This is a genomic window from Caulobacter ginsengisoli (genome assembly GCF_030814835.1).
GTDB lineage: Bacteria > Pseudomonadota > Alphaproteobacteria > Caulobacterales > Caulobacteraceae > Caulobacter > Caulobacter ginsengisoli.
The window spans coordinates 123,094-148,647 of sequence record NZ_JAUSVS010000006.1; the positions used below are offsets into that span (position 1 = coordinate 123,094).

Here is a 25,554-nt window from a genome sequence, read left to right on the forward strand (position 1 = left end):
TAACTTCCTATCTCAGGAAAGGAAGTTCCTATGAAATACGTTCCGCTTGAAAACTTCCTGCGCGAGACCCCCGAGGACGTTCATTCGCTGTCGTTCGCGGACGTGGAAGCGATCATCGGCCAGCCTTTGCCGCCCTCCGCCCGCAAGCATGAGGCCTGGTGGAGCAATAATCCCACCGGTCACGTCAACGCCCAGGCCTGGCTCCGCGCGGGCTATCGCGCCGAACAGATCGATATCGACAACGGTCATGTGGTGTTTCGCAAGACTACGGGCGGCAATCCGTCGGAGCGTCGTCACCCGGCCTTCGGTGCGTTGGCGGGGATGGTTCGGGTCATGCCCGGCGTCGATCTGACTGAGCCGGCCGATTCCGAGTGGGGCTCGCTCTCCGAGTGACACCCATCCTGTTGGATACCTGCGCAGCGATCTGGGTTGCTGAAGGCGACCCGATCAGCGATCAGGCGATGGCTGCGCTGGCCGAAGCCTTCAGCCGTGGCGTTCCGACCCTCGTCTCGCCTTTCACGGCTTGGGAAGTGGGCCAGCTGGTGTCCAAGGGCAGGCTGGCCCTTACCCTCCAGCCGCTCGATTGGTACGAACGGCTCGTGGCCTTACCGGGGTTGAAGGCCGCGCCGCTTGCGCCCGCACATTTGGTCCAGTCTTCGTTCCTGCCCGGCGATCCGCCCCGCGATCCCGCTGACAGGATTATGGCGGCGACGGCCCGACAGGAGGGCTACCGGCTCATGACCCGTGACCGGCTGCTGCTGGCCTATGGTGAGGCCGGGCACATGCAAGCCCTGGCCTGCTAGACCTTCAAATCCGCCGTCACCGGCGCGTGGTCGCTGGGCTTTTCCCAGCCGCGGACGTCGTCGTGGACGCGCGACAGGGCCTTGCCGTCGTGGAAGACACTGTCGCGCAGCCCCGGCGTCGCCAGGATGTGGTCCAGGCGCAGGCCGCGGTTGGAGGCGCGGAAGTCCAGGGCGCGGTAGCTCCACCAGGAGAACAGCTTCTGCGGCTCGGGGATGGCCTCGCGCGGCACGTCGATGAAGCTGAGCGAGGCCTTCAGGGCTTCCATCGCCGCGATCTCGACGGGGGTGTGGCTGACGATCTTCGACATCTGCTTGTGGCTCCAGACGTCGAACTCGCCGGGGGCGACGTTGAGGTCGCCGGTGACGATCAGCGGGGCCTTGGGATCGCGCTTGGCCATCTCTGTGGTGAGCCTGGCGAAGAAGTCGAGCTTGTGGGCGAACTTGGGGTTCACCGCCGGATCGGGAACATCGCCGCCGGCCGGGATGTAGAAGTTCTGGATCTCGACCCCGGCGATCTTCGCCCCGACGACCCGGGCATGGCCTTCACGGCAGACGTCGAGCTTGGGCGCGTCCTCGATCGGCAGGCGCGAGGCGATGGCGACGCCGTGCCAGCCCTTCTGGCCGGCGATGCGCAGGTGGGGAAAGCCCAGGTCGGCGAACATCTGCACGGGGAACTCGCCGTTCTGGCACTTGATCTCCTGCAGGCAGAGGACGTCGGGGGCGACCTCGTCGACGAAGCGGCCGATCAGGTCGCCGCGCGGGCGGACGGAGTTGATATTCCAGGTGGCGAGACGCAGGCGCATGGGGGTGGGTTAGCTTTGATTGGTCCGGGGAGGAAGCCCCCTAACCCGTGGATGGAGCCCCCTTCCGCTCGCCGCTTCGCGACGAGTCGCTTCCCCCAGGAGGGGAAGATAAGAAAACGCCCGGGTGCTGGCGAGCACCCGGGCGGCTTAAAAAGTGGTCTCTCATGCCGCGGCCGGGAGGGGATAGGTTCCGGCACGGATTTTCCGGACGGGCGCGAGGTCGGACGCATCCGTCGTTCTAAGTGGCATTATTGCAACTCAGACCGGTAAACGTCAATAACAAATCCAAGATTTATTGCCTGTAGCGAACACGCAACAGCCGCCGGTCCGCCTATGGCCTGGCTGTGGCCGCCTTGGGGGGCGGCGGGACAACGAACAGCTTGCCGTCCAGGCTGCCGACCCGTTGCAGGTCGATCAGCTCGACGCGGGTGGCCCGGGACTGGTTGTCGATGATGGTCCAGCCCGTCAGCGCCAGCGGGCTGTCGGAAAACCGCAGTTCGATCTGGCCCGGGGTCTGCTTGCGGCCGTCGCGGGCGACGATCGAGAAGCCGTCGCCGAAACGCCTGACCTCGGTGATCACCACGCCGCGATCCAGGCGGATGTCCTTGGCCAGGAACAGGGCCAGCGGCGTGGCGGCCAGGGGCACGCGGCTGGTGGTCTTCAGCCGGGTGTTGGTCTGGGCGACCACCCGGCCGTCGGAGACCAGCACCAGGCCGGACGGCGGGTCATAGGCGAAGCGGGCCCGGCCCGGCCGCTGCAGCCAGAGGCGGCCGGTGGTCTGGGTCCCGCGGCTGTCCGTCTGGCGGAACCGGCCCTGGGCGGCGCTGAGACCTTGCAGATAGGCCACGGCCTGGTCGACCAGCGCCTGGTCGACGGGGGCGAGGGCTGCCTTGGTCGGGGCGGCGAGGGCCGACGTGGGGAGGGTCGCCAGGGCGGCGCCGGCGGCCAGCAGGGCGCGGCGGGAAAGGTCTCGGTTCATAGAGGCGGGGTGTCTCCGGTTTGGCCTTCGGATGCAAGCTAACGCGCGGAGGGGGCGAAAAGGCGCCCGGAAAATGGGTGGCGGGCGAATGCCGTGGCGCTTCGAGGTGGGATTAAGCCGCTTCGCGGGAAGGAAGAGAAGGTAGAAGAAGAAGGGTAAGCGGCCGAGACATCTCCGAAGCGCCGCAGGCAATCGAATCCGAAAGACAGCCTGCGGCGCATCCAGCGAGCCGCTGTCGCTTGCTCTTCTTCTTTGAACTTATCTTCCTGTCGCGAAGCGACCCCAAAATCCCACCTGACAGCTTGCGAGGCGGAAGCGGCGTGGTCCGCTATGGCGGCGGCGGGGCCAGGATGTCGCGTTTGCCGGCGTGGTTGGCGGCGGTCACCACGCCTTCGCGTTCCATGCGCTCGATCAGCGAGGCGGCGCGGTTGTAGCCGATCTGCAGGCGCCGCTGGACATAGCTGGTCGAAGCCTTGCGGTCGCGGGTGACGATGGCGACGGCCTGGTCGTAGAGATCGCCCGCCTCGCCCTCGCCGCCATAGCCGCCGCCCGAGCCCTCGCCGTCCTCATCATCGCCGCCGGCGGTGACTTCCTCGAGGTATTGCGGCTCGCCCTGGTCGCGCAGGAACTTGGCCACCGCCTCGACCTCGCCGTCGGAGACGAAGGGGCCGTGCAGGCGGGTGATGCGGCCGCCGCCGGCCATGTAGAGCATGTCGCCCTGGCCCAGCAGCTGCTCGCCGCCCTGCTCGCCCAGGATGGTGCGGCTGTCGATCTTGGAAGTGACCTGGAAGCTGATCCGGGTGGGGAAGTTGGCCTTGATGGTGCCGGTGATGACGTCGACCGATGGGCGTTGCGTCGCCATGATCAGGTGGATGCCGGCGGCGCGGGCCATCTGGGCCAGGCGCTGCACGGCGCCCTCGACCTCTTTCCCGGCGACCAGCATCAGGTCGGCCATCTCGTCCATGACCACGACCAGGTAGGGCATGGGCTCGGGACGGATCTTCTCGCTCTCGTAGATGGCGCGGCCGGCGTCGTCGAAGCCCGTCTGGACGGTGCGTTCGAAATGTTCGCCCTTGGCCAGGGCCTCGCGGGCCTTCTCGTTATAGCCGGCGACGTTGCGCACCCCGATCTTGGACATCCGCCGGTAGCGGTCCTCCATCTCGCGGACGGTCCATTTCAGGGCGACGATGGCCTTCTTGGGGTCGGTGACCACCGGGGCCAGCAGGTGCGGGATGCCGTCATAGACGCTGAGCTCCAGCATCTTGGGGTCGATCATGATGAAGCGGCATTCGCTGGGCGAGAGCCGATAGAGGATCGACAGGATCATGGCGTTGATCCCGACCGACTTGCCCGAGCCGGTGGTGCCGGCCACCAGCAGGTGGGGCATCTTGGTCAGGTCCGCGATATAGGGCTCGCCGCCGATGGTTTCGCCGAGCGCCAGGGGCAGGAGCTGGCTGGCCCGCTCGTAGTCGGGGGCGGCCAGCAGATCGCGCAGATAGACGGTCTCGCGCTTGGCGTTGGGCAGTTCGATGCCGATGGCGTTGCGGCCCTGGACCACGGCGACACGGCAGGCGGCGACGCTCATCGAGCGGGCGATGTCGTCGGAAAGGGCGACGACGCGGGCGTGCTTGACGCCGGGGGCGGGGGCCAGTTCGTAGAGGGTGACCACGGGGCCGGGGCGGATCTGGTCGATGACGCCGCGCACGCCGAATTCGGAGAGCACGCTTTCGAGCAGGCGGGCGTTCTGGCGCAGGGCTTCCTCGTCGAAGGCGGATTGGCGGGGCTTGGGCTTGGCCAGCATGGCCAGTTCGGGCAGGCGGAAGCCGCCCGGCTCGACGAATTCGAAGCTCTTCTGGCGCTCGCGCAGTTCGCGGTCGGAGGAGGCGGCCCGGGCGACGGGCTTGGGGGCCTTGATGGCCAGGGGCGCGGCGGGGGGCGCCTCGAACTCGACATCGCGGGGGATGACCGAGCCGTCGCGCTGGGGGGCGGGCCTGCGGACGCGGCGCGCGGGCTCGGCGGCTTTCGGGGGGGGCCGGCGGGTCATGCGCTCGGCCAGGCTGCCGGCCAGGTTGTCGAGGTCGGACCGGCGGAAGCCGACCGCCCAGCCCAGGGTGGCGATCCCGGCGATCAGCAGCGTCACGGCGGCGATGATGCCGGCGGCGGGCAGGTGGGCGAAGGCGAAGAGCCGGGTCAGGCCGTCCAGCAGCGCCTGGCCCCAGAACCCGCCCAGCCCCTTGGCCAGCGGCCAGGCAGCCGGCTTGGGGGCGATGGCCAGGCCGCCGGCCAGCAGCAGCAGGGCGGCGAATCCGGTCACGGCCCGCCGGCGCAGGGCGCCGCGATGGCGATCCGGATCGGTGTCGACCACGCGGGAGAGGCCGAAGACGACCAGCAGGGCGGCGGCGATCCAGGCGGAAAGCCCTAGCGACTGCACCATCAGGTCGGCCAGCAGGGCCCCGGGCCCGGCCAGGGCGTTGGTGGCGGCCTTGGCGGTGGCGGCGTTGAAGCTGGGATCGGCGGCGTTGTAGGTGGCGACCGACAGGGCCAGGCCCACGCCCAGGGCCACGGTGAGACCGCCGCGGAACCGGGCCGTGGTCGGCGCGCGCCAAGCCAGCACCGCCGCTTCCGCCAGCAGCTCCGCTCCCGATCGCCTCGCTACACGCGCCATTTACCGCCACCAAACCGTTGAACCTCCGAGTCCTGGCGCAAGAGGGTTAAGAGGCGTTTACCGGTGGGAGCTTTAGGCCGGCAGCAACACGCCGCATTCGGTCAGCTGACTCAGCAGTCGGCGCAGGTCGGTCAGATTTATGCGGTGGTCGGCGGCGGATCTGGGCGTAGCCAGCCTCTCCTCGCTGACGATCAACCCCCTGCCGACCCGGCTCAGCAGCCCCAGCTCGATCATCTTCTGCACCAACCCCCGCAGGGTCTCGTAGGGAAGCTCCAGGGTGTCGGCAATTTCCCTGACAGACACCGGGCGCTTGAGTTGGTCGGGCAATGTGAGATCGGCATAGGCGCGCTGCAGCCGCGGGTCGTCGTTGACGTGGCGGAGATTGGCCCGCATCACCGCCCAGAACACCAGGCCGCCGATGTTCAGACGCGCCTCGGTGAAGACCTGGCCCGGGACGGCGATATGCCGCTCCACCCAGCGCAGGACGAAGTCGCAGGTCAGCACCAGCAACAGGCCGCCGCGCTCGGGCGCCAGGCGGAAATCCGGCGGAGGGCTTTCCAGGGCCGCCAGCCCCGTCAGAATCCCGGTCAGCCGCTCCATCAGCAGATTTGCAGCGGGCTGCAGCCGGGGGCCGGTGAGCACCTCCGGCGCTACGATCAGGCCCAGGTCGCGGCGTTCGACCCAGCCGCCCTCGATCAGGGCCTCGACATGGCGGCGGGTCGTCTGGTGCGGCAGCTGGATGGAACGGCCCAGCGAGCGGGCGCTCATCGGCTGGCGCGGCGCTCCCTCGCCGGGCGGCAGGCCGTTGAGCTCGGCGTCCCGGCCTGGATGGCGGATCGAGCCGTTGACCACCGCGGCGAAGGCCACCGCCAGATCGAAATCCCCGAACGGGGCGCGCATCGCCGCAATCCAGTCGAGGAGATAGTCGCCGCTGATCCGCACGGTGGCGCGGGACGCCCAGTCCTGAATTGTGATTACCGACGCCACAGGCACTCGAAGACCACTCCATCGATCTCGCCGTTTCAGGTTAGCGGAAATGCGCCGCCGGGCGGAATACCGATAATGAGCCACCCCGCGGGCATGAAATACCGGAAGTGAGCCAGGGCGCGGTTGATCGCTCACCGCCCTTACCCCGAGTTTCCCGCCGAATGTTTTAGGGGGACTTGAGGCTATGGCTGACGATGCTGGAGTGGTCGACGTAGCGACCCTGGACGGGGACCAAGGGTTCACGATCCAGTTGCAATACCTGGCGACCTCGCAGGTTGTCGTTTCTTCGGCCGGAGACGTTAATGGCGACGGCTTCGATGACTTCATCATCGGCGTGCCGAAAACCTTCGGGTTCGGAACCATCAATCAGGGTTACGGCTTCTTCGAATTCCGCTCTCACGGCCGCGCCTATGTGGTGTACGGCGGCCCGGGCGGCTTTCCCGAAAACCTCAATGTCGGCGACCTCGACGGGACGAACGGCTTCCAGCTGCAGGCTCTGACCGCCAGCGCCGACCCGGACTTCAACGAGGCCCTGGGAACCTCGGTAGGCCACGCCGACGTCAACGGCGACGGCTATGGCGACCTGATCCTCAGCGCCCCGGCCATCATCGACCAGAACGGGCATTTCGCTGGTGTCGCCTACGTTGTCTATGGCTCCGAGGGCGGCGGCTTCCCCGCCCTCATGGATATCAGCGCACTGGACGGGGCCAATGGCTTTACCGTCCATGGCGACACCAGCGTCTACGACTCGGTCGGCTACATGGTCGGCTCGGCGGGCGACCTCAACGGCGACGGGGTCGAGGACATCTTCCTGGACAGCTGGCGCAACGGCTATGGCCACGCCTACGTGGTGTTCGGCAATCGAGGCGGGTTCGCCGCCGACATCGACGTCGCCGACCTGGACGGAACCAACGGCTTCCGGATCGAGGGGCCGGGCGTGGTCTCCTGGTTCGGCAAGGCCATGGCGGCCGGCGACGTCAACGGGGACCACGTCGACGACCTGATCATCGGCGCGGCCTACCAGACCAACCCGCAGAACAGTGTTCCCTATTCCGGCGTTACCTACGTGTTGTTCGGTTCTGGGGACGGCTTTGACGCCAATGTCCAGATCAATGACCTGGACGGGACGAACGGCTTTGCGGTTCTGGGCGCGGAATACGGCTTCAGCGGAACCTCCGTCGCCACCGCCGACATCAACGGCGATGGCGTCAAAGACATCATCATCGGCGGCCTGGAGAGCGACAACGGCGCCATTGACCGGGCTGGCGCCGTCTATGTGGTGTTCGGCAAGTCGGGCGGTTTCGACGCCAGCATCAGCACCGCGGACCTCGACGGGACCAACGGCTTCGTGATGCGTGGCCTCCAGGCGCACAGCCGGCTGGGCTACTCGGTCGCGTCCGCCGGTGATTTCAACGGCGACGGGATCGAGGACATCATCCTGGGCGCTCCGGATGGGGGCAACAACGACGGCGCCGCCTACGTCGTCTACGGGACTCGCGCCGGGTTCGCGGCGAACCTTGATCTTTCCACCCTCGATGGGACCAACGGCTTCAAGCTGATCAACTCGGTCCATGCCCGCATGGGATCGAGTGTCGCCTCGGCCGGGGACATCAACCACGACGGCTATGACGACCTGGTGGTGGCCGGGGTATCCGGGGGCGGCTCGGTCTATATCGTGCTGGGCCATGCCAGCCCCGATCCTGTGATCAACTATGCCGGCACGACAGGCGCAGACACCGCCAGCGGCGGGACGGGGGCCGACACCCTGTCGGGCGGCGACGGTAACGACACCCTCAACGGGCTGGCCGGCGCGGATACCCTAGACGGCGGCGATGGCGCCGATACGCTGAACGGGGGAACGGGCGCCGACGCCATGACCGGCGGGCTGGGCGACGATACCTACTATGTCGACGACCTGGGCGACGCGACGAACGAGACCTCGGGCGAGGGCTATGACAGCGTCCGCGCCGTCATCAGCTGGAGCCTGGCGGCCAACCTCGAGCAGCTGATCCTTGATGGCTCGGCGAACATCGACGGGACCGGCAACGGCGAGAACAACGTCATCACCGGCAACGACGGCGACAACACCCTGTCGGGTGGCGACGGGGCCGACACCCTGACCGGCGGCATCGGGCTGGACCACCTGCTGGGCGGCAACGGCGCCGACCTGCTGTATGGCGGCGAAGGGGGCGATACGCTGGAAGGCGGCGCCAACGGCGACTGGCTGGACGGCGGGGTGGGGGCCGATGCCCTGGCCGGCGGGACCGGGGACGACACCTATGTCGTCGATGACCTGAACGACCAGCTGACCGAACTGCCGGGCGAGGGGACCGACGTCGTCCGCGCCAGCCTGAGCTGGGTCCTGGCGACCAACTTCGAGAACCTGGTGCTGGAAGGGACCGCCGCCATCAACGGCGCGGGCAACGCGGTGGCCAACGCCATCACCGGCAACGACGGGGCCAACACCCTCGACGGAGCCGCCGGCGACGACGTCATCAAGGGCGGGCTCGGCAACGACACCCTGCTGGGCGGCGACGGGGCCGACATGCTTTACGGCGGGGACGGGACCGACAGCCTGGACGGCCAGAACGACAATGACCGCCTCGACGGGGGCATCGGCAACGACACCCTCTACGGCGGCAGTGGCGCCGACATCCTCGACGGCGGGGCCGACAACGACACCCTCAATGGCGGAACCGGCAATGACCAGCTGAACGGCGGGGTGGGGAACGACATCCTGAACGGCGGCGACGGCAACGACGTGCTGACCGGGGGGCTGGGCAGCGACACCATGACCGGCGGCCTCGGCGACGACGTCTACTATTTCGATGACAAGCTCGACACCGCCGTCGAGGGGCAGGGCGAGGGGACCGACACGGTTCACGCCACCCTGGACTGCCTCCTGGGGGCCAATATCGAAAACCTGGTGCTGGACGGAACGGGCGGCAACCGGGCAACCGGCAACGGCCTGGCCAACGCCATGACCGGCAATGCCGGGTCCAACATGCTCGACGGCCAGGGCGGCGACGACGTGCTCAAGGGCCTGGACGGCAACGACACCCTGATCGGCGGAACCGGGTCGGACGTCATGGTCGGGGGCCTTGGCGCGGATACCTTCGTCATCCGCCAGGAGTCGATCCACACCAGCGGGGCCATCGAGGTCGACACCGTCAACGACCTGATCCTGGGCCAGGGCGACAAACTGGACCTGTCGGCCATCGACGCCGACAGTTCGACCGTCGACGACGACGCCTTCCACCTGGTCGGCAACTTCAGCCATCACGCCGGCGAGATGACCCTCAGCTTCGCGGGCGGGATCACCGTGCTGTCGCTGGATGTCAACGGCGACGGCCTGGCCGATTACCGGATGAAGATCACCGGCGACGTCCACCTGGATAGCGGCGGCTGGCTGCTCTAGACCGGCCAGGGCCATGGGCGCATACAGCGCTCATGGCAGACGCTGATGTGATCATCGCCGGCGCCGGCATGGCCGGGGCGACCCTGGGCCTGGCCCTGGCCAGCGGCGGCCTTTCCGCCATCCTGATCGACCCGGCCCCGTTCAGCGCCCAGCTGGCGCCGACCTTCGACGGCCGCTCCTCGGCCATCGCCTATGCCTCGTTCCGGCAATGGAAGGCGCTGGGGCTGGGCGAGGCGCTGGAGCCGCACGCCCAGCGGATCGAGCAGATCCTGGTGACCGATGGCCGCACCCCCGGGGCGGCGACCGGGGCGGCCTCGCCCTTCTACCTGCGCTTCGATTCGGCCGAGATCGCCGGCCGCAGCGAGGGCGAGCCGCTCGGCTACCTGATCGAGAACCGCCGCACCCGCTCAGCGCTCAGCGAAGCGGTGCTGGCCAATCCCGCCCTGACCGTGCTGGCCCCGGCCCGGGTGCAGACGGTGAAGACCGGGCCGGGCGGCGCCGAGGTGACGCTGGAGGACGGCCGGGTGCTGCGCGCGCCGCTGGTGGTCGGGGCCGAGGGCCGCGGCTCGGTGGTGCGCCGGCAGATGGGCATCGGGGAGATCGGCTGGGATTATCCGCAGTCGGGTGTCGTCGCCACGGTGAAGCTGGAGCGCGACCATGAGGGCGTGGCTCACGAATACTTCCTGCCGGGCGGGCCGTTCGCCATCCTGCCGCTGACCGAGCAACGCGCCAGCCTGGTCTGGACCGAGAAGCGCTCACGGGCGGAGGCGCTGCGCCATGCGCGCCCGGAAATCTTCCACGCCCATCTGCGCCGGCGGTTCGGCGAGTTCCTGGGCCATGTCGAGGTGGTCGGCCCGACCTTCGTCTATCCCCTGTCGCTGTCCCTGGCCGAACGGATGACCGCCGAGCGGGCCGTGCTGCTGGGCGACGCCGCCCACGGGGTGCATCCCATCGCCGGCCAGGGGCTGAACATGGGGCTGAAGGATGCCGCGGCCCTGGCCCAGGTGCTGGTCGAGGCCATGCGGCTGGGCGAGGACCTGGGCGGCGGGGCGGTGCTGGAGCGCTATGCGCGGTGGCGGCGGTTCGACAACACCACCCTGGCCCTGGGGTTCGATGCGTTCGTGCATCTGTTTTCCAACGACAACCCGCTGGTGCGGCTGGCGCGGGGCGTGGGGATCGGGGTGGTCAACCGGATTGCCCCGGCGCGGCGGTTCTTCATGCACGAGGCAGGCGGGGCTGTGGGGGATCTGCCACGGCTGCTGCGGGGGCAGGCGCTTTAGCTTCTTAAATCCTCACCCGGAGGGGGAGGGGGACCGCGCCCCCCGGGTCGCGCGAAGCGCGCGCCCGAGGACAGGCTCCGGCGTGGTGGAGGGGGTCAGCCCCTACATCCACCTCTGTCCAGCTAATCTCAGCCGATCCGCGGCGTTTTATTCTGACCCCTGCATGTAGGCTCAAACCCCCTCCACCACCGCTTCGCGGCGGTCCCCCTCCCCCTCCGGGTGAGGATTGAAGGCTACTCGTCTTCGAGCGACCGCGCCTCTTCCGGCAGCATCACCGGCACCCCATCCCTTATCGGGTAAGCCAGCTTCGCCGAGCGGCTGATCAGCTCGGCCTTCTCACGATCATACTCCAGCACCCCCCGGCTGACCGGGCAGACCAGGACTTCCAGCAGGCGGGGGTCGATTTCCAGAGCGCTCATGCCACCCCCTCTACTGCAAGCGGGGCCGGTCGTCATCGTCGCCGCCGGCGGCGTCGAATTCCAAGAGGGTGATCAGCACGTCGCGGCGCTCGGTCAGGCTGGCCGCTTCCAGCAGCACCTGTTTCTCGGCCGCCTCGAAGGGCAGGGCCATGGCCAGGCTGTTGATCAGGGCGTCGGGCGGGGCGGCCTGGGCGCTTTCCCAGTCGATCTCCAGGCCGCGGTGGTCGAGATAGTGTTTCAGGGCGGTCAGGAAGGGCTGGCGGTCGGCCAGGGTCTCGCCGTCCTGGGGCCGCAGGTCGCCGTCATAGGGGGCGTAGTTGGCCCGCACCTGGCGATAGGGCGTCTGCACCGGCAGCTCGTCGCCCACCGTGAAGCGGCAGACCCCGGTCAGGGTGATCATGTAGCGGCCATCGCCCGTCTCGGCGAAGGCGGTGATCTTGCCCAGGCAGCCGACGGGGGCCAGGTGGGGCCGCAGGCGGTCGCCGCCCTCCCGCGTCTGGACCATGCCGATGACCCGGTCGGAGGCCATGGCGTCGTCGATCATGTTCAGATAGCGCGGCTCGAAGATGTTGAGCGGCAGCTGGCCGCCGGGCAGCAGCAGCGCCCCGTCCAGCGGGAACACCGGGATCACCTGGGGCAGGTCGGTGGCCTTGCGATAGCCAGTGGGCATCTCCGGCTCCTTTTTTTGGGTCCTAGCTGAACAGGATGGACGACAGGCGCCGGCGGCCGCTCTTGGCGACCTCCGAGGCCAGGCCGGCCGCTTCGAACACGGTCAGCAGTTGCTTGCGGGCCGCCTCGTCGTTCCAGGTGCGGTCGCGCTCGATCAGGTCGAGCAGCTGGTCGGCGGCGGCGGCGAAGTCGCCCTGACCCGCTAACGCGCCGGCCAGCTCGAAGCGGGCCTCGTGATCGTTGGGGTCGGCGGCCAGCCGCTGCTCGAAGGGCGCGGTCTCGGCGTTGGCGTTCTGGGCCAGGAGAAGCGCGGCGCGCACGGCCTCCAGGTCGGGGTCCTTGGCGTCCGGCGGGGCCAGGGCGGCGATCTCGGCGGCCTGTTCCAGGTCGCCGCCGTTCAGGTAGATGCGGGCCAGGCCGCCGATGGCCTTGAGGTTGTCGGGCTCGAGATCGAGAATCTGGGCGTAGGCCTGGGCCGCGCCGCCCTGGTCGCCGAGGCTCAGCGATTCGGCGGCCAGGCCCAGCAGCGCGTCGACCTCGCCGGGCGGCGGCGGGCCGGCCAGCTTCTCGACGAAGGCCATGACCTGGCTGTCGGGCAGGGCGCCCATGAAGCCGTCGACCGGCTGGCCGTTCTTGAAGGCGTAGACGGTGGGGATCGACTGCACCCGCAGCTGGCCGGCATAGACGGGGTTCTTGTCGACATCGATCTTCACCAGCCGCACCGCCCCGCCCATGGCGTTGACGGCCTTTTCGAGCGCCGGGGTGAGCTGGCGGCAGGGGCCGCACCAGGTCGCCCAGAAATCGACGATGACCGGGACGTCCTTGGAGGCGTTGACGACATCGGCGATGAAACCGGCGTCCGAGCCTTCTTTGATGTAGTCGCCGCCCGCGCCGGCGGGGGCGGTGTTTTCACCGATCAGGGTCATGAGCGTCCCGAGGTCCCGAAATCTGCAACGTCTGGCGGCCTAAATGGTCGCAATCGGGCGCGGCTTCAATCTCTGTGCGGTTTTTCGGTGGATGGGACCGCTCGGGCTTCGCGAGCGGCGAGGTGGGATTAAGCCGCTTCGCGGGAAGGAAGATAAGTTTAGAGAAGAAGAGCAAGCGACGGCGGCTTTCCGGCAGAGGCGCCGCAGGCCGTCTTTGAATGGAATGCCTGCGGCGCTTCGGAGCCATCCCAGCCCCTTATCTTTCTTCTCTTCCCTTATCTTCCTGTCGCGAAGCGACCCCCCTCTTACGCCAGTAAGGACAGGCTGCCGAAGTCGACAATCAGCGGCTCGATCCCCAGCGCCGCCAGGAATTTCCGAAAGCCCGCCTGCGAAATCGCCGTGGTGGCGGTGTTGGTCAGGGGGTGGAAGTTGACCGGGTCGGCCGCCGCCAATGCCGCGTCCAGCACGAAGCGGATGCGGTGGTCGGTATCGTTGATCAGGCCCAGCGCCGTCACCGAGCCGGGGGTGACGCCCAGGGTCGCCTTCATCAGCTCGGGATTGCCGAAGCTGAGCCGCCCCGAGCCGATGGTCGCCGGCAGGCGCTTGAGATCGATGGTGGTCTCGCCCAGGGCCGAGATCAGCCAGAGCTGGTCGCGGCTGTCCTTGAGGAAGAGGTTCTTGGTGTGGCCGCCGGGCAGGCTGGCCTTGATGTCGTCGCCCTCTCCGACCCGGAACACGGCCGGGTGGTTGAGGGTGGAATGGGCGATCCCGTGAGCATCGAGAAAGGCGAAGAGGGCGGCGCGGTCCTTCATGACCGTTGCGCATCCCGTTCCTGGCGCTAGAGGTCAAGGGCTAGATGATTTCGAGGCGCCAATGACCGATCCCGTGGAAGCCCCTTTCCTGGAAATCTACCCCACCGACGAGCGGCCGCCCGAGATCGTGCCCGGCCGGCCGCAGCGGGCCTGGATGGAGGCCTTCGCCGACCGCCACCCCTATCGCTGCCTGCCGCTGGCCATGGCCAACACCACCGGCTGGGAGATCCTCAACCCCATCCCGTTCACGGCGGAATGGAACGGCGGCAAGGCCACCACCGACATCAAGCTGACCCCCGACCGGCCCGATCCGAAGTTCCGCGACCTGGTCAAGTCGCACTTCTCCTCGGGGATCATCACCTTCCATCCGGGCTATCTGTTCCGCACCAGCCCGGGCTGGTCGATGTGGGCCGGCGGGGCGCCCAACCATATCAAGGACGGCATCCAGCCGCTGGTCGGGCTGGTCGAGACCGACTGGCTGCCCTTCCCCTTCACCATGAACTGGATCTTCACCCGGCCCGGCCGGGTGCGGTTCGAAAAGGGCGAGCCCTTCTGCTTCGTGACCCTGACCCAGGACAAGGCGATGGCCGAGACCAAGCCGATCATCAAGAGCCTGGACCGCAATGTCGAACTGCACGGCCAGTACACCGCCTGGTACGAGCGCCGCGAGGAGTTCAACAACCGCATCTACAAGCGCGAGCCCGAGGCCCTGCGTGAGGCCTGGCAGCGGTTCTATTTCAAGGGCGAGATGCCGGAGGGCCACGGCGAGGCCCCGCCCACTCACGTCAACAAGCGCCGGCTGAACGCCCCGAAACGCGGGGTTTGAAGGACCCCGCTTGCCAAGCGGTTGGCGGCCTGCCATAAGCCGCCTCTCGAATTTTCGGGCGTCCCCACGCCAAATGGTATTGGGGATGTCCAGGAGCGCGGGCGTAGCTCAGTGGTAGAGCACAACCTTGCCAAGGTTGGGGTCGAGAGTTCGAATCTCTTCGCCCGCTCCAAATTTCCGGCGTGAAAACGCCCGCAGACGCCGCTCCTTCGGGGGCGGCGTTTTGCGTTTTGGGCCTATTCCACCGCCAGGATGACGTGGGCCGGGTCGATCCAGGCGGTGACCCGGTCGCCGACCGCGATGGTCTGGGGGGCCTGGCGGGCCAGGTTTCGGGGGAGGGCGGCGATCAGGGTCTTGCCGCCCCCGATGTCGAGGGCGATTTCGCTGGCCTCGGAGCCGTCGTCGCGGCTGGCGACGATGCCCGCAATCCGGTTGGAGCCGGATGGGCCGGTCCTGAAGGCGCCCAGGATGACGAAGCCGGACTTGATCAGGGCGATGGCGGCGCGGCCGGGGGTCAGGGCCAGGTCGTCGATACTGCGGCGGGTGAGGATGGCGGTGATCGCCGCGCCCTGCCCGAGCGCCAGGTCGACCTCGCCGCTGACCGCGTCGGCCCGCACGGCCGTGACGGTCCCGCGCAGGGCGTTGCGGGCGCTGGTCTTCAGGCCCAGGCTCCAGAAGGCGCCCAGGTCATCGTCCGGGGCGCCGGCCAGGCCGGTTTCCAGCCGGGCCAGGGCGGCGGCGATCTCGGCCTCCACCCGCCGGAAGCCGGCGATCACCGCCCGGCCGCGCGGGGTCAGAGCGGCCGCGCCGCCGGACCGGCCGCCGGGCGCGGCCTCGACCAGCGGGGCGTCGAAGAGGTTGTTGAGGACCTGCACCGCGTCCCAGGCGCCCTTGTAGCTGAGGCCCAGCTGGCGGGCGGCGGCGGCCAGGGAGCCGGTGTCGGCGATGGCTTCCAGCAGCGCCGCCCGCTCCAGCCCGACCCGGGCGGCCGCGCCGCGCTTGAGGACCAGGGAGGCGGTGAGCCGGCCGTCCATCAGCGCAGGACCGTGAAGCCGTATTTCTGGAAGATGGCCCGGCCCCGGGGGCTCTGCAGGAAGGCCAGGAACCGGGCCGCCGCCGGGTTGGCCGAGCGTTTCAGGATGGCGGCCGGGTAGAGGATCCTGGGGTGGCTGGTCTCGGGAAACAGCCCGACGATGCGCACGCCGGGCTCCACCCTGGCGTCGGTGTCGTAGACGACGCCCAGCGGAGTCTCGCCCCGGGCCACGAACTGCAGGGCGGCGCGGACATTCTCGGCCGGCGCCAGGCGGTCCCTGACCTGCGGCCAGACCCCCAGCGCGGCGAGGGCGGCGCGGCCGTACCGGCCGGCGGGAACCTCCGGGGCGGCGATGGCCAGTCGCCCGTCGCCCAGGGCCCGGCCGATCGGCATGCCCTTGGCCACGGTGAGCTTCACGGTGGAACCGGCCGGGGCGATCAGGGCCAGGCGGTTGGTCAGCAGGTTCCGGCGGCTGCCGGGGACGATCAGGCCCTTGCCCGCCACATAGCTCATCCAGTCGACATCGGCCGAGAGGAAGAGATCGGCGGGGGCGCCCTGCTCGATCTGCCGGGCCATGGCCGAGGAGGCGCCGTACGAAAACCGCACCGGCGGCCCCCCGGCGGCGGTGAAGGCGGCGCCTTGCTCGTCGAGGACGTTCTTCAGCGAGGCGGCGGCGAAGACGGTCAGCGGCTGCGGCTGGGCCTGGGCGGCGGAGGTCAGGCCCAGGGCGAGGGCGAGGACCAGGAGGGCGCGGCGCAGCATGAGGGGGTCTCGGCGTTATGTAGTCGCGCTACATAACGCTCTCCCGCCGGGCGCGGCAACGCCGCTGTCTTAGGAATTGTCCACGAACCACACGAACCACACGAACGCCGACTGCGCTTCCGGCCGAAGGCCCGTCTCGATTCAGAGACCCTTCGGGTCGCTCACAGTTTGGCTCGGACCGTTCGTGTGGTTCGTGTGGTTCGTGGACAACTTTTTCCTATACCCACCGCGGTATCGGCCCCAGCTGCGGGGTCTGGTCCGGCAGTTCCACCACCTCGTCGTCGGCATAGCACCAGCCCCAGCCCTCGGGCGGGTCGTAGCCTTCGATGATGGGGTGTTTGGTGGCGTGGAAATGGGCCGTGGCGTGGCGGTTGGGGCTGTCGTCGCAGCAGCCGACATGGCCGCAGGTGCGGCAGAGGCGCAGGTGGACCCAGGGCGAACCGGTCTTCAGGCAGTCCTCGCAGCCCTTGGCGCTGGGGGTGACGGTGCAGATTCCGCCGACATGCTGGCAGCTCATGGCGTCTCCTTGGCCAGATAGGCATGCAGGGCGGCGACCACCTGGGCGCCTTCGCCGACCCCGGCGGCCACCCGCTTGACCGAGCCGGCACGGGCGTCGCCGATGGCGAAGACGCCGTCCAGGCTGGTCTCGAAGGCGGCTCTATGGTTGGCGCAGCCGTCGCCGGTCAGGACGAAGCCGGCCCGGTCGCGCTCGACCCCGGCGTCGGCCAGCCAGTCGGTGTTGGGCTCGGCCCCGATCAGCAGGAAGAGGTGGCGGATGTCGCGGCGGGTGATTTCCCCGCTGGTGCGGTGACGCCAGGCGCAGGCGTCGAGCTTGCCCTGTTGGCCGTCCAGGCCGCAGACCTCGACCCCGGTCACCAGCTCGATGTTGGGGGTCGCCTGGATGCGGTCGACCAGGTAGCGCGACATGGTGGCCGACAGGCCCTCGCCGCGGATCAGCATGAAGACCTTCACGCAGCGGGCGGCCAGGAACACCGCCGCCTGGCCGGCCGAGTTGCCGGCCCCGACCAGGGCCACCTCCTGGCCCGCGCAGAGCCGGGCCTCAAGCGGCGAGGCCCAGTAGTGGACGCTGGCGCTCTCGAAGGGGGTGACATCGACATGGTCGAGCTTGCGGTAGCGGGCCCCGCTGGCGATGACCACGGCCCGGGCCCTGGCGGTTTCACCGGCCTGCAGGGCCAGTTCCAGCGTGCCGTCCCGGCAGGTCAGGCCGGTGACCTTGTCGGGAATGGCCAGCTCGACCCCGAACTTCTGGGCCTGGCTGTAGGCGCGGCCCATCAGGGAGAGCCCGGTGATGCCGGTGGGAAAGCCCAGATAGTTCTCGATCCTGGCCGAGGCCCCGGCCTGGCCCCCGAAGGCGTGGGCGTCGACGACCAGGGTCTTGAGGCCCTCCGACCCGGCATAGACCGCCGCCGCCAGCCCGGCCGGCCCGGCCCCGATGATGGCCACGTCATAGAGGGTATTGGGATCGATCGGCTCGACCATGCCGATGCAGCGGGCCAGGGTCGCCTCGTCCGGGTTGCGCAGCATCTCGCCGGTCGGACAGAGGACGATGGGCAGGTCGGCCGGGACGGGATGGAAGGGCTCGATCAGGGCGGCGGCTTCCGGGTCGGTCTCGGGGTCCAGGCAGCGGTGCGGCTGGCCGTTGCGGGTCAGGAAGTTCTCCAGGCGCAGCACGTCGGCGTCGTCGGGCCGGCCGACGATCACCGGCCCGCCCAGGCCGCTCTCCAGCAGCCCGACCCGGCGCAGGATCAGGGCCCGCATGATGATCTCGCCCAGCTCGGCCTCGGCGACCAGGATGGCGCGCAGGCCGGAGGGCGGGATGACCAGGGCCTCGACCGGGCCCACGGCGATACTGTCGACCATCGAGGGGCGGCCAGCCAGCTGGGCCAGCTCGCCCAGGAAGCCGCCCGGGCCGTGCTCGACGATGGGCTGATGGCCGCCGTGGCCGTCGGCCTGGCTGACCTGGACGGCGCCCGACAGCACCACGGTCAGGCCGCGCCCGGTCTGGCCGGCCCTGGCCAGGGCCTCGCCGTCCCTGAAGCGGACGACCTCGCCGAAATGGCGCAGCCGCTCGATGGCGGCGCCCTCCAGGGTGGGAAACCGCTGGGGGTCGCGAGGATCGGCGATGGCGGGGCGTTCGGCCATGACGGCTAATCGTCGAGGGTCATGTGGTCCGGCGCAAGCCCCGCCTTGCGGCGGGCGATCATAGTTTCGTAGGCGGTCTCGACGGTGCGGGTGAAGCGCCCGGTGTCGAAACCCCGGGCCGTCCTGCTGGCCAGCACCCGGGCCTTCAGGGCCGCCAGCCGCTGTGCATCGCGGCCGAGGGCAATGGCGGTCGCCTCATAGGTCTCGATGTCCGGCATGATCAGCTCGGGAAGGCCGCAGGCGGTCAGCAGGCTGGCGGCCACCCGGGAGCCGAATGAGCCGCCCGGCAGGGTCAGCACCGGCAGGCCCATCCACAGGGCGTCGTTGGCGGTGGTGTGGGCGTTGTAGGGGGCGGTGTCGAGGAAGAGGTCGGCCAGCCGCTGCCGGGCCAGGTGCTCGGGGAAGGGCATGGGCGGGGCGAAGACCAGCCGGGCCGGATCGACCCCATGGCTGGCGGCGGCCTGGCGCAGGTTGGCGGTGCTGGCCGGGTCGTTCTGGAACAGCCAGAGGACGCTGCCGGGGACGCCGCGCAGGATGGCCACCCAGACCGCGAACCGCTCGGGGCGGAATTTGTAGTTGTTGTTGAAGCAGCAATAGACGACGCCGGTCTCGGGCAGGCCGAGGTCGGCGCGGGTGAAGGCGCGGTCCGAGATTTCCCGCCGGCGGTCGCTGACCTGGTAGGTCCCGGGCAGGCGGACGATCTTCTCGTCGAAATGCGGCTCCTCGCCGGGCGGGATGACCACGCCGTCGGCCAGCATGTAGTCCATGACGCCCAGGCCCATGGTGCAGGGCATGCTCAGATAGTTGACCTGGATCGGGGCGGCTCTGGCGAGCATGATCCCGGGCCGGGCGTTCTGGGTGAAGCCGGTCAGCTCGACGGCGATGTCGATGCCCCGCTCGCGGGCCAGGGCGGCGATGGCGGCGTCGGGCATCTCGCGCACATCGACGAAATGCTCGAAGCCGGCGCTGAGGCGCCGGCGCATGCCGTCGTCGCTGGCCGGGCCGTAGGAGAAGGCGGTGAGCTCGAAGCGGCTCCGGTCGATCAGCTCGACATGCTCGGCGATCAGCCAGGCGATGGCGTGGTTGTGGTAGTCGCCCGAGACATAGCCCAGGCGGATGCGGTCTGAAGGGGGCGGTTCCGGAACCGGCGGGCCGGGCGGCCCCAGGGTCGCGGCCCAGGTCCGGGCGGCCTGGGCCTGCAGGGCCGGATCGTCGGTGAAGCCCAGGGCCAGGAAGGGCGTCGCGGCCCGCTCGCCCCGGCCGATGGCCGCCGCGACCCGGGCCAGATGCGCGTCGACGCCCGCCCAGTCGCAGAGCTTGAGCCGGGCGTTCAGCCAGGCCCCGTCCAGGAAGGGGAATTTCGGATCGGCGGCATAGGCCTCGCCATAGGCGGCGATGGCCTCGAGCGGCCGCTTGGCCTGGGCCAGGGCGTGGGCGCGGTTGTTGAGGGTGGAGGGGTCGCCCGGCCGCAGCCGCAGGGACTCGTTGAAGCTGACGATGGCCTCTTGCGGCCGGCGCAGATCGGCCAGCAGGTTGGCGCGGTTGTTCCAGGCGCCGGCCTGGGTCGGATCGAGCGTGAGGGACCGCTCCAGCGCCTCCAGCGCCTCGGCGCGGCGGCCGAGCAGGGCCAGGCTGTTGCCGAGGTTGTACCAGGCCTGGGGCTGGCCGGGGTTGCGGGCGAGGCTGCGTTCATAGCCGGCGACGGCCTGAGCGTGGCGGCCGGCCGCGGCCAGCCCGTTAGCCTTTTCCAGGCCGTCCTCCATCGCCGCAAACCCTTTTACCGCCTGGCCTGCGACCTCTTCGCCGCACGCCGTTATTGGAAACGCTTTTTTCGCACCTGTTAGCGATACTCCGCGCTTCAGGACAGTCCACGATCTGGAGTGTGGGGCGTGCTCAAGATCCTCTCGGCGCTGGTCTCCCAGCATGATCTGACCCTGGTCGTCGTCTCCGGCATGGTCTGCCTGGGCGCGGCCTTCACCGCCTTCAAGCTCTACAGCCGTATGCGCGGGGCGCGCGGCCTCGTCTACGGGGCCTGGCTGCTGCTGGCCTCGCTGGTGGCCGGCTCGGGGGTCTGGGCCAGCCAGTTCCTGTCGCTGCTGGCCTTCCAGCCCGGTGAAAAGATCGGCTATTCGCCGACCGGCGTCTTCACCTCGCTGATCACCGGCGTGCTGTTCATCAGCGGCGGCTTCGCCAGCTCGAGCCTCGGCCAAAGCCGTTCCAACCAGGTGGCCGGCGGCATGCTGCTGGCCTGCGGCCTGACCGCCCTGCACTACATCGGCATGTCGGCCTTCGTGGTCCAGGGCCAGATCGCCTGGGAGACCGCCACCATCGCGCTCTCGGTGCTGCTGGCCGTCGGCGGCTCGACCGCCGCCCTCATGCTGGCCGGCCGGGCCCGCTCCCTGCGCAGTCAGCTGCTGGGCGCCGCCAGCCTGACCGCCGGTTTCGTCGGCCTGCACTATGCCGGCATGGCCGCCATCACCATCACCCCGGACGCCAGCGTCTTCGTGCCCGAGCAGATGCTGTCGGGCGGGGTGATGACCCTGGCCGTGGCCTCGATCACCACCCTGATCATCCTGGGCGGGCTGGGCGCCGTCCTCATCGAGGCCTCGACCACCCGCTCGGCCCTGGACCGCATCCGCACCCTGGCCAACGCGGCTTACGAGGGCATCGTCGTCATCCAGAACGGCCGGATCAACGACGCCAACCAGGCCTTCTGCGACCTGGCCGGCGCCCCGCTCGAGGACCTGACCGGCAAGCCGCTGCTGGGCGCCATGCTGAGCTTCGACGCCGGCCTGCCGACGCTCGGCGCGCTGGCCCAGGGCGACGCCCGCCGCGAGGGGCTGCTGCAGCCGGTGTCCGGTGGGCGGCAGATCCCGGTCGAGGTGTTCTCGCGCCTGATGGACGACGGGGCCCGCATCGAGACCACGGGCCTGACCGTACTGGCTGTCCGCGACCTGCGCGAGCGCCGCACGGCCGAGGAGAAGATCCGCTACCTGGCCGAACATGACGGCCTGACGGGCCTGCCCAACCGCAACAGCCTGCAGGGCCGGCTGATCGCCGCCCTGGACCGGGTCGAGGCGTCCGGCGAGAGCCTGGCGGTGATCTGCATCGATCTGGACCATTTCAAGGAAGCCAACGACCTGCACGGCCACCATGCCGGCGACGCCCTGCTGGTCGAGACCGCCCGCCGCCTGCAGGCGTCCATCACCGCGCCGAGCTTCGCCGCCCGCCTGGGGGGCGACGAGTTCGTGGTCATCCAGATCACCGACGCCGACCAACCCACCGCCGCCGCCGAACTGGCCGGAGGTCTGCTGGAAACGCTTCGGGCCCCGACCTTCTACGAGGGCCAGGAGCTGGCCATGGCCGCCAGCCTGGGGGTGTCGCTCTATCCGGACGACGGCCGCACCGGCGAGGCCCTGCTGGTCAATGCCGACATGGCCCTCTATCGGGCCAAGGAGGGCGGCCGGGGCGCCTACTGCTTCTTCAAGCGCGAGATGGACGAGACCATCCGCCAGCGCCGCACCCTGTCGCGCGAACTGCGCCAGGCCATCCTCGACGAGGAGCTGGTGGTCCACTACCAGCCCCTGGCCCGGGCCTCCGACGGCGAGGTCTGCGGCTTCGAGGCCCTGTGCCGCTGGCCGCACGCCACGCGGGGCATGATCCCGCCCGTCGACTTCATTCCCCTGGCCGAGGACAGCGGACTGATCGCCCCGCTGGGCGAATTCGTCCTGCGCCGGGCCTGCGCCGACGCCATGACCTGGGAAAAGCCGTTGCGGATCGCGGTCAACCTTTCGCCGCTGCAGCTCAACAACCCGACCCTGCCGAGCCTCGTCCACGAGATCCTGATCGAGACCGGCCTGTCGCCCAGCCGGCTGGAGCTGGAGATCACCGAGAGCGCCCTCTTCAAGGACTATCAGCGGGCGCTGGACAACCTGCGCCGGCTGAAGGCCCTGGGGGTGCGGGTGGCGATGGACGATTTCGGCACCGGGTTCTCCTCGCTCTCGACCCTGCAGTCCTTCCCGTTCGACAAGATCAAGATCGACAAGAGCTTCGTGGAGAACATCAACGTCCACGACCGCGCCACGGTCATCGTCCGCGCCGTGCTGGGCCTGGGCCGCAGCCTGAACATCCCGGTGGTGGCCGAGGGGGTGGAGACCGCCGAGCAGATGGACTTCCTGCGCGGCGAGGCCTGCGACGAGATCCAGGGCTACGCGATCGGCCGGCCGGCCCCGGCCGACACGCTGTCGGCCTGGACGAACCGGGCGGCGGTCGAGCCGGTGAAGGCGAAGAAGGTGCGCAAGGCGGCTTAGAGGCCCCGGCTGCTCCCCCACGCCAACGGGAAGAGCCGGAAGAGCGGTCCTCCCACTTTTCCTCCACCCCGCCCTCAGAATTATTGCAACCGATCTTGTTCCAATTGCCTTGCGCCGACGCTGGCCGCGATTATGTAATCGCCACTGTTCCAGTTTCGGAAAACAGGGGATTTACCCATGACCACCAAGGTCGCCATCGTCTATCACTCCGGCTTCGGCCACACCGCCGTCCTGGCCGACAGCCTCGCCCAGGGCGTCCGCGACGCCGGGGCCGAGCCCGTGCTGCTGCACATCGAATCGCTGGCCCAGGACATGGGCCCGCTGGTCGACGCGGCCGGCGAGGCCGACGCCATCGTCTTCGGCGCCCCCACCTACATGGGCGATGTCTCGGCACCGTTCAAAGCCTTCGCCGACGCCAGCTCCAAGGCCTTCTTCACCGGGGCCTGGAAGGACAAGCTGGCCGCGGGCTTCACCAACAGCCACAGCTATGCCGGCGACAAGCTGCATGCCCTGTCCAGCCTCTCCATCCTGGCCGCCCAGCATGGGATGAACTGGATCAACCTGGGGATTCCCTCCCCGGCCGTCACCGCCGCCGAGCGCGGCCCCGAGACCCTCAACCGGGTCGGCTCGTTCATCGGCCTCTCGGCCCAGTCCGACAACGCCTCGCCGGAAATCACCCCGCCGGCGGGCGACCGCGAGACCGCCCGCCTGCTTGGCGAGCGGGTGGCCCTCGCCGCCCTGCGCTGGTCGCGCGGGGCCCAGCCGGCGCTGGAACAAGCAGCGTAGAGCCTGTCCCGATCAGGTCTTCAACCTGATCGGGATGAACAGGCTCTCCACTAAAAGCTGGAACGCAATTTATCCGCCGGCCCGGCGGATTGCGTTCCGGCCCCCCACTGCTTGACTTGCGCGGCGGGCGGGCCAAGTTCGGGGCGCTGCTTCGAACAAGGTCCGCCCGCATGGCTCGCCGTCTCGCCCTGATCACCGGCGCCTCCGCCGGCATCGGGGCCGCCTCCGCCCGCATCTATGCCGACCACGGCTATGACGTGGCCATCACCGCCCGGCGCGGCGATCGGCTGGAGGCCCTGGCCCAGGAGATCTCGCTGCGCTTCGGGGTCGAGGCCATTCCCATCGTCGCCGACCTGGCCGACCCGGCCGCCCCCGCCGCCATCCTCGAGGCCGTCGCCGCCCATGGCCGCGAGGTCGACGCCCTGGTCAACAACGCCGGCTACGGCCTGAACGGGACCTTCGCGGCCACCGACTGGATCGACCAGCGCGACAGCCTGCAGGTCATGCTGACCGCCCCGACCGAGCTGGTCCACCGGGTGCTGCCGGGCATGGTCGAGCGCAAGTTCGGCCGCATCGTCAATGTCGCCTCCCTGGCCGGTCTGGTCCCCGGATCGGTGGGCCAGACCCTCTATGCCGGCATCAAGAGCTACCTGATCAAGTTCTCCCAGAGCCTGCACCTGGAGAACCTCAACACCGGCGTGCATGTGACGGCCCTGTGCCCCGGCTTCACCTGGTCGGAATTCCATGACGTCAACGGCGCGCGCGAGATGCTGAACGCCTCCACCCCCGCCTGGCTGTGGCTGGGGGCCGACGAGGTGGCGGCCAGCGGCTACGAGGCCGCCGAGGCCAACCGCCCGGTCTGCGTCACCGGCGCCCCCAACAAGGCCATCGCCGCCTTCGCCAAGCTCATCCCCGACGACTGGGCGTTGGCGCTGATGGCGGGGCAGGGGGGGCGGTTCCGGAAGGTGTGAGGGCGGCATCGCCGGCCCTAAGAAATTCACCACGAACAACACGAACAACACGAACGGTCCGAGCTGCTCCCTCGAATGACCCGCAGGGTCGGTGAATCAAGACGGGCCTTCGGCCGAGCGCGCGCGGGTCATCGCCGCCCGTTCGTGTTGTTCGTGTTGTTCGTGGTGAAGCCTAGCGGCGCCCACCGCCCCCGCCACGCCTACTGATACGGCGTCGCCACAGACGGCCTCACCATGCCATGCGTCACTTCCGCCATGCCGGCGATGACGAACTGCACCGCCAGGGCGCAGAGGATCAGGCCCAGCACCCGCACCACGATGGTCATGCCGATCTTGCCCAGCAGCCGCGAGATCAGGGGGCTGAGCCAGAAGCACAGCATGGTCACCAGGCAGACCGCCGCGATGGCCCCCAGCCCCACGCCCAGGCCCGCCAGGCCGAAATGGTGGGCCTCGCCGGCATAGATGACCGCCGTGGAGATGGCGCCCGGTCCGATCAGCAGCGGCATGGCGAAGGGCACCACCAGCCGCTCGAAGCGCTTGCGGGCATAGGCCCGGGCGGTTTCCGGCTCGCCGGTCTCGGCGGCGTCGGCGAAGGCGGCGGTGAAGTCGTCGCGGGTCATGTTCAGGCCCAGCATGAACAGGATCACCCCGCCGGCGATGCGGAAGGCCGGCAGCGAGATGCCGAAGAACTGCAGCAGCGACACGCCCGTGAACCAGAAGAAGGCCATGAACACGAAGGCGAAGGCCGAGATATAGGCGGCCACCCAGCGCCGGCCGGCCGGCGAGGCCCCAACGGTGGCGGCGGCGAACAGCGGCACGTTGCCGATCGGGTCGATCAGGGCGAACAGCGCCACGAAGAAGTTGACGAAGAACGCGCTCTGGCCCATTCGAACCCCTTAGCCTTCAATTGAATCCGCCGCGCGACCCCTTCTCTAGGGCGGG

The 25,554-nt window shown here is 69.3% G+C and carries 22 protein-coding genes and 1 tRNA gene; 9 read left to right on the forward strand and 14 right to left on the reverse strand.

Annotation, left to right across the window (positions count from 1 at the left end):
* Positions 1-30: 30 nt before the first annotated feature.
* The gene (locus QO010_RS15535) at positions 31-393 is read left to right on the forward strand and encodes a DUF7662 domain-containing protein (protein WP_307350552.1); all 363 of its coding nucleotides are present in this window, start codon (positions 31-33) and stop codon (positions 391-393) included.
* Positions 390-803, forward strand: a complete 414-nt coding sequence (locus QO010_RS15540; RefSeq protein ID WP_307350553.1) for a type II toxin-antitoxin system VapC family toxin — start codon at positions 390-392, stop codon at positions 801-803. Before QO010_RS15535 ends, QO010_RS15540 begins: the two co-directional genes overlap by 4 nt.
* On the opposite strand, the gene QO010_RS15545 is transcribed toward QO010_RS15540, so the two are convergent.
* From QO010_RS15545 to QO010_RS15560, 4 genes are all read right to left on the reverse strand, one after another.
* On the reverse strand, positions 800-1,606 hold the full coding sequence (locus QO010_RS15545; protein ID WP_307350554.1) for an exodeoxyribonuclease III: 807 nt from the start codon (positions 1,604-1,606) through the stop codon (positions 800-802). The two genes, QO010_RS15540 and QO010_RS15545, sit on opposite strands and share 4 nt — an antisense overlap.
* A 331-nt stretch (positions 1,607-1,937) precedes the next feature.
* The gene (locus QO010_RS15550; protein WP_307350555.1) at positions 1,938-2,585 is read right to left on the reverse strand and encodes a LolA family protein; all 648 of its coding nucleotides are present in this window, start codon (positions 2,583-2,585) and stop codon (positions 1,938-1,940) included.
* 328 nt (positions 2,586-2,913) lie between these two features.
* Positions 2,914-5,250: an FtsK/SpoIIIE family DNA translocase gene (locus QO010_RS15555; protein WP_307350556.1), complete on the reverse strand. Its 2,337-nt coding sequence runs from the start codon at positions 5,248-5,250 to the stop codon at positions 2,914-2,916.
* A 72-nt stretch (positions 5,251-5,322) separates the two neighbouring features.
* Positions 5,323-6,237 carry a hypothetical protein gene (locus QO010_RS15560; RefSeq protein ID WP_307350558.1) on the reverse strand — a complete coding sequence of 305 codons (915 nt, stop codon included), beginning with the start codon at positions 6,235-6,237 and terminating at the stop codon, positions 5,323-5,325.
* Between the two features lie 184 nt (positions 6,238-6,421).
* On the opposite strand from QO010_RS15560, the gene QO010_RS15565 reads away from it, so the two are divergent.
* Positions 6,422-9,655 carry a hypothetical protein gene (locus tag QO010_RS15565; RefSeq protein ID WP_307350559.1) on the forward strand — a complete coding sequence of 1,078 codons (3,234 nt, stop codon included), beginning with the start codon at positions 6,422-6,424 and terminating at the stop codon, positions 9,653-9,655.
* A 32-nt stretch (positions 9,656-9,687) separates the two neighbouring features.
* Positions 9,688-10,935 (forward strand): UbiH/UbiF/VisC/COQ6 family ubiquinone biosynthesis hydroxylase, encoded by a 1,248-nt coding sequence (locus QO010_RS15570; protein ID WP_307350561.1) that lies wholly within the window; start codon positions 9,688-9,690, stop codon positions 10,933-10,935.
* Positions 10,936-11,168: 233 nt separating this feature from the next.
* Here the strand turns inward: QO010_RS15570 and QO010_RS15575 are convergent, their stop codons facing one another.
* From QO010_RS15575 to QO010_RS15590, 4 genes are all read right to left on the reverse strand, one after another.
* Positions 11,169-11,354, reverse strand: coding sequence for a Trm112 family protein (locus QO010_RS15575; protein ID WP_307350562.1), 186 nt, complete (start codon positions 11,352-11,354; stop codon positions 11,169-11,171).
* Between the two features lie 10 nt (positions 11,355-11,364).
* Positions 11,365-12,024: an LON peptidase substrate-binding domain-containing protein gene (locus QO010_RS15580; RefSeq protein WP_307350563.1), complete on the reverse strand. Its 660-nt coding sequence runs from the start codon at positions 12,022-12,024 to the stop codon at positions 11,365-11,367.
* A gap of 22 nt (positions 12,025-12,046) precedes the next feature.
* Positions 12,047-12,949 carry a thioredoxin gene (trxA, locus tag QO010_RS15585; RefSeq protein ID WP_307350565.1) on the reverse strand — a complete coding sequence of 301 codons (903 nt, stop codon included), beginning with the start codon at positions 12,947-12,949 and terminating at the stop codon, positions 12,047-12,049.
* 305 nt (positions 12,950-13,254) lie between these two features.
* Positions 13,255-13,761 carry a prolyl-tRNA synthetase associated domain-containing protein gene (locus QO010_RS15590; protein WP_307350567.1) on the reverse strand — a complete coding sequence of 169 codons (507 nt, stop codon included), beginning with the start codon at positions 13,759-13,761 and terminating at the stop codon, positions 13,255-13,257.
* A 61-nt stretch (positions 13,762-13,822) separates the two neighbouring features.
* Between QO010_RS15590 and QO010_RS15595 the strand changes: the two genes are divergently transcribed.
* The gene (locus tag QO010_RS15595) at positions 13,823-14,587 is read left to right on the forward strand and encodes a DUF6065 family protein (protein WP_307350568.1); all 765 of its coding nucleotides are present in this window, start codon (positions 13,823-13,825) and stop codon (positions 14,585-14,587) included.
* Positions 14,588-14,684: 97 nt separating this feature from the next.
* A tRNA-Gly gene (locus QO010_RS15600) sits at positions 14,685-14,759 on the forward strand.
* Positions 14,760-14,823: 64 nt separating this feature from the next.
* Here the strand turns inward: QO010_RS15600 and QO010_RS15605 are convergent.
* The 5 genes from QO010_RS15605 to QO010_RS15625 form a co-directional block, all read right to left on the reverse strand.
* A complete protein-coding gene (locus tag QO010_RS15605; RefSeq protein ID WP_307350569.1) occupies positions 14,824-15,621 on the reverse strand; it encodes a TOBE domain-containing protein in 798 nt (265 codons plus the stop codon).
* Positions 15,621-16,382 (reverse strand): molybdate ABC transporter substrate-binding protein, encoded by a 762-nt coding sequence (modA, locus tag QO010_RS15610; RefSeq protein ID WP_307350570.1) that lies wholly within the window; start codon positions 16,380-16,382, stop codon positions 15,621-15,623. The genes QO010_RS15605 and modA overlap by 1 nt, the downstream gene beginning before the upstream one ends.
* A 217-nt stretch (positions 16,383-16,599) precedes the next feature.
* On the reverse strand, positions 16,600-16,899 hold the full coding sequence (locus tag QO010_RS15615; RefSeq protein ID WP_307350571.1) for a UBP-type zinc finger domain-containing protein: 300 nt from the start codon (positions 16,897-16,899) through the stop codon (positions 16,600-16,602).
* The gene (locus tag QO010_RS15620) at positions 16,896-18,545 is read right to left on the reverse strand and encodes an FAD-dependent oxidoreductase (protein WP_307350572.1); all 1,650 of its coding nucleotides are present in this window, start codon (positions 18,543-18,545) and stop codon (positions 16,896-16,898) included. The genes QO010_RS15615 and QO010_RS15620 overlap by 4 nt, the downstream gene beginning before the upstream one ends.
* A 5-nt stretch (positions 18,546-18,550) precedes the next feature.
* Complete coding sequence (locus QO010_RS15625) at positions 18,551-20,308, reverse strand: O-linked N-acetylglucosamine transferase, SPINDLY family protein (RefSeq protein ID WP_307350573.1); 1,758 nt, start codon at positions 20,306-20,308, stop codon at positions 18,551-18,553.
* 126 nt (positions 20,309-20,434) lie between these two features.
* On the opposite strand from QO010_RS15625, the gene QO010_RS15630 reads away from it, so the two are divergent.
* The 3 genes from QO010_RS15630 (at position 20,435) to QO010_RS15640 (ending at position 24,612) form a co-directional block, all read left to right on the forward strand.
* Positions 20,435-22,855, forward strand: a complete 2,421-nt coding sequence (locus QO010_RS15630) for a putative bifunctional diguanylate cyclase/phosphodiesterase (RefSeq protein WP_307350575.1) — start codon at positions 20,435-20,437, stop codon at positions 22,853-22,855.
* A gap of 177 nt (positions 22,856-23,032) precedes the next feature.
* Complete coding sequence (locus tag QO010_RS15635) at positions 23,033-23,641, forward strand: flavodoxin family protein (RefSeq protein WP_307350577.1); 609 nt, start codon at positions 23,033-23,035, stop codon at positions 23,639-23,641.
* A 170-nt stretch (positions 23,642-23,811) separates the two neighbouring features.
* Positions 23,812-24,612, forward strand: a complete 801-nt coding sequence (locus tag QO010_RS15640) for an SDR family NAD(P)-dependent oxidoreductase (RefSeq protein ID WP_307350579.1) — start codon at positions 23,812-23,814, stop codon at positions 24,610-24,612.
* 200 nt (positions 24,613-24,812) lie between these two features.
* On the opposite strand, the gene QO010_RS15645 is transcribed toward QO010_RS15640, so the two are convergent.
* Positions 24,813-25,499 (reverse strand): MarC family protein, encoded by a 687-nt coding sequence (locus QO010_RS15645; RefSeq protein ID WP_307350582.1) that lies wholly within the window; start codon positions 25,497-25,499, stop codon positions 24,813-24,815.
* Positions 25,500-25,554: the final 55 nt, after the last annotated feature.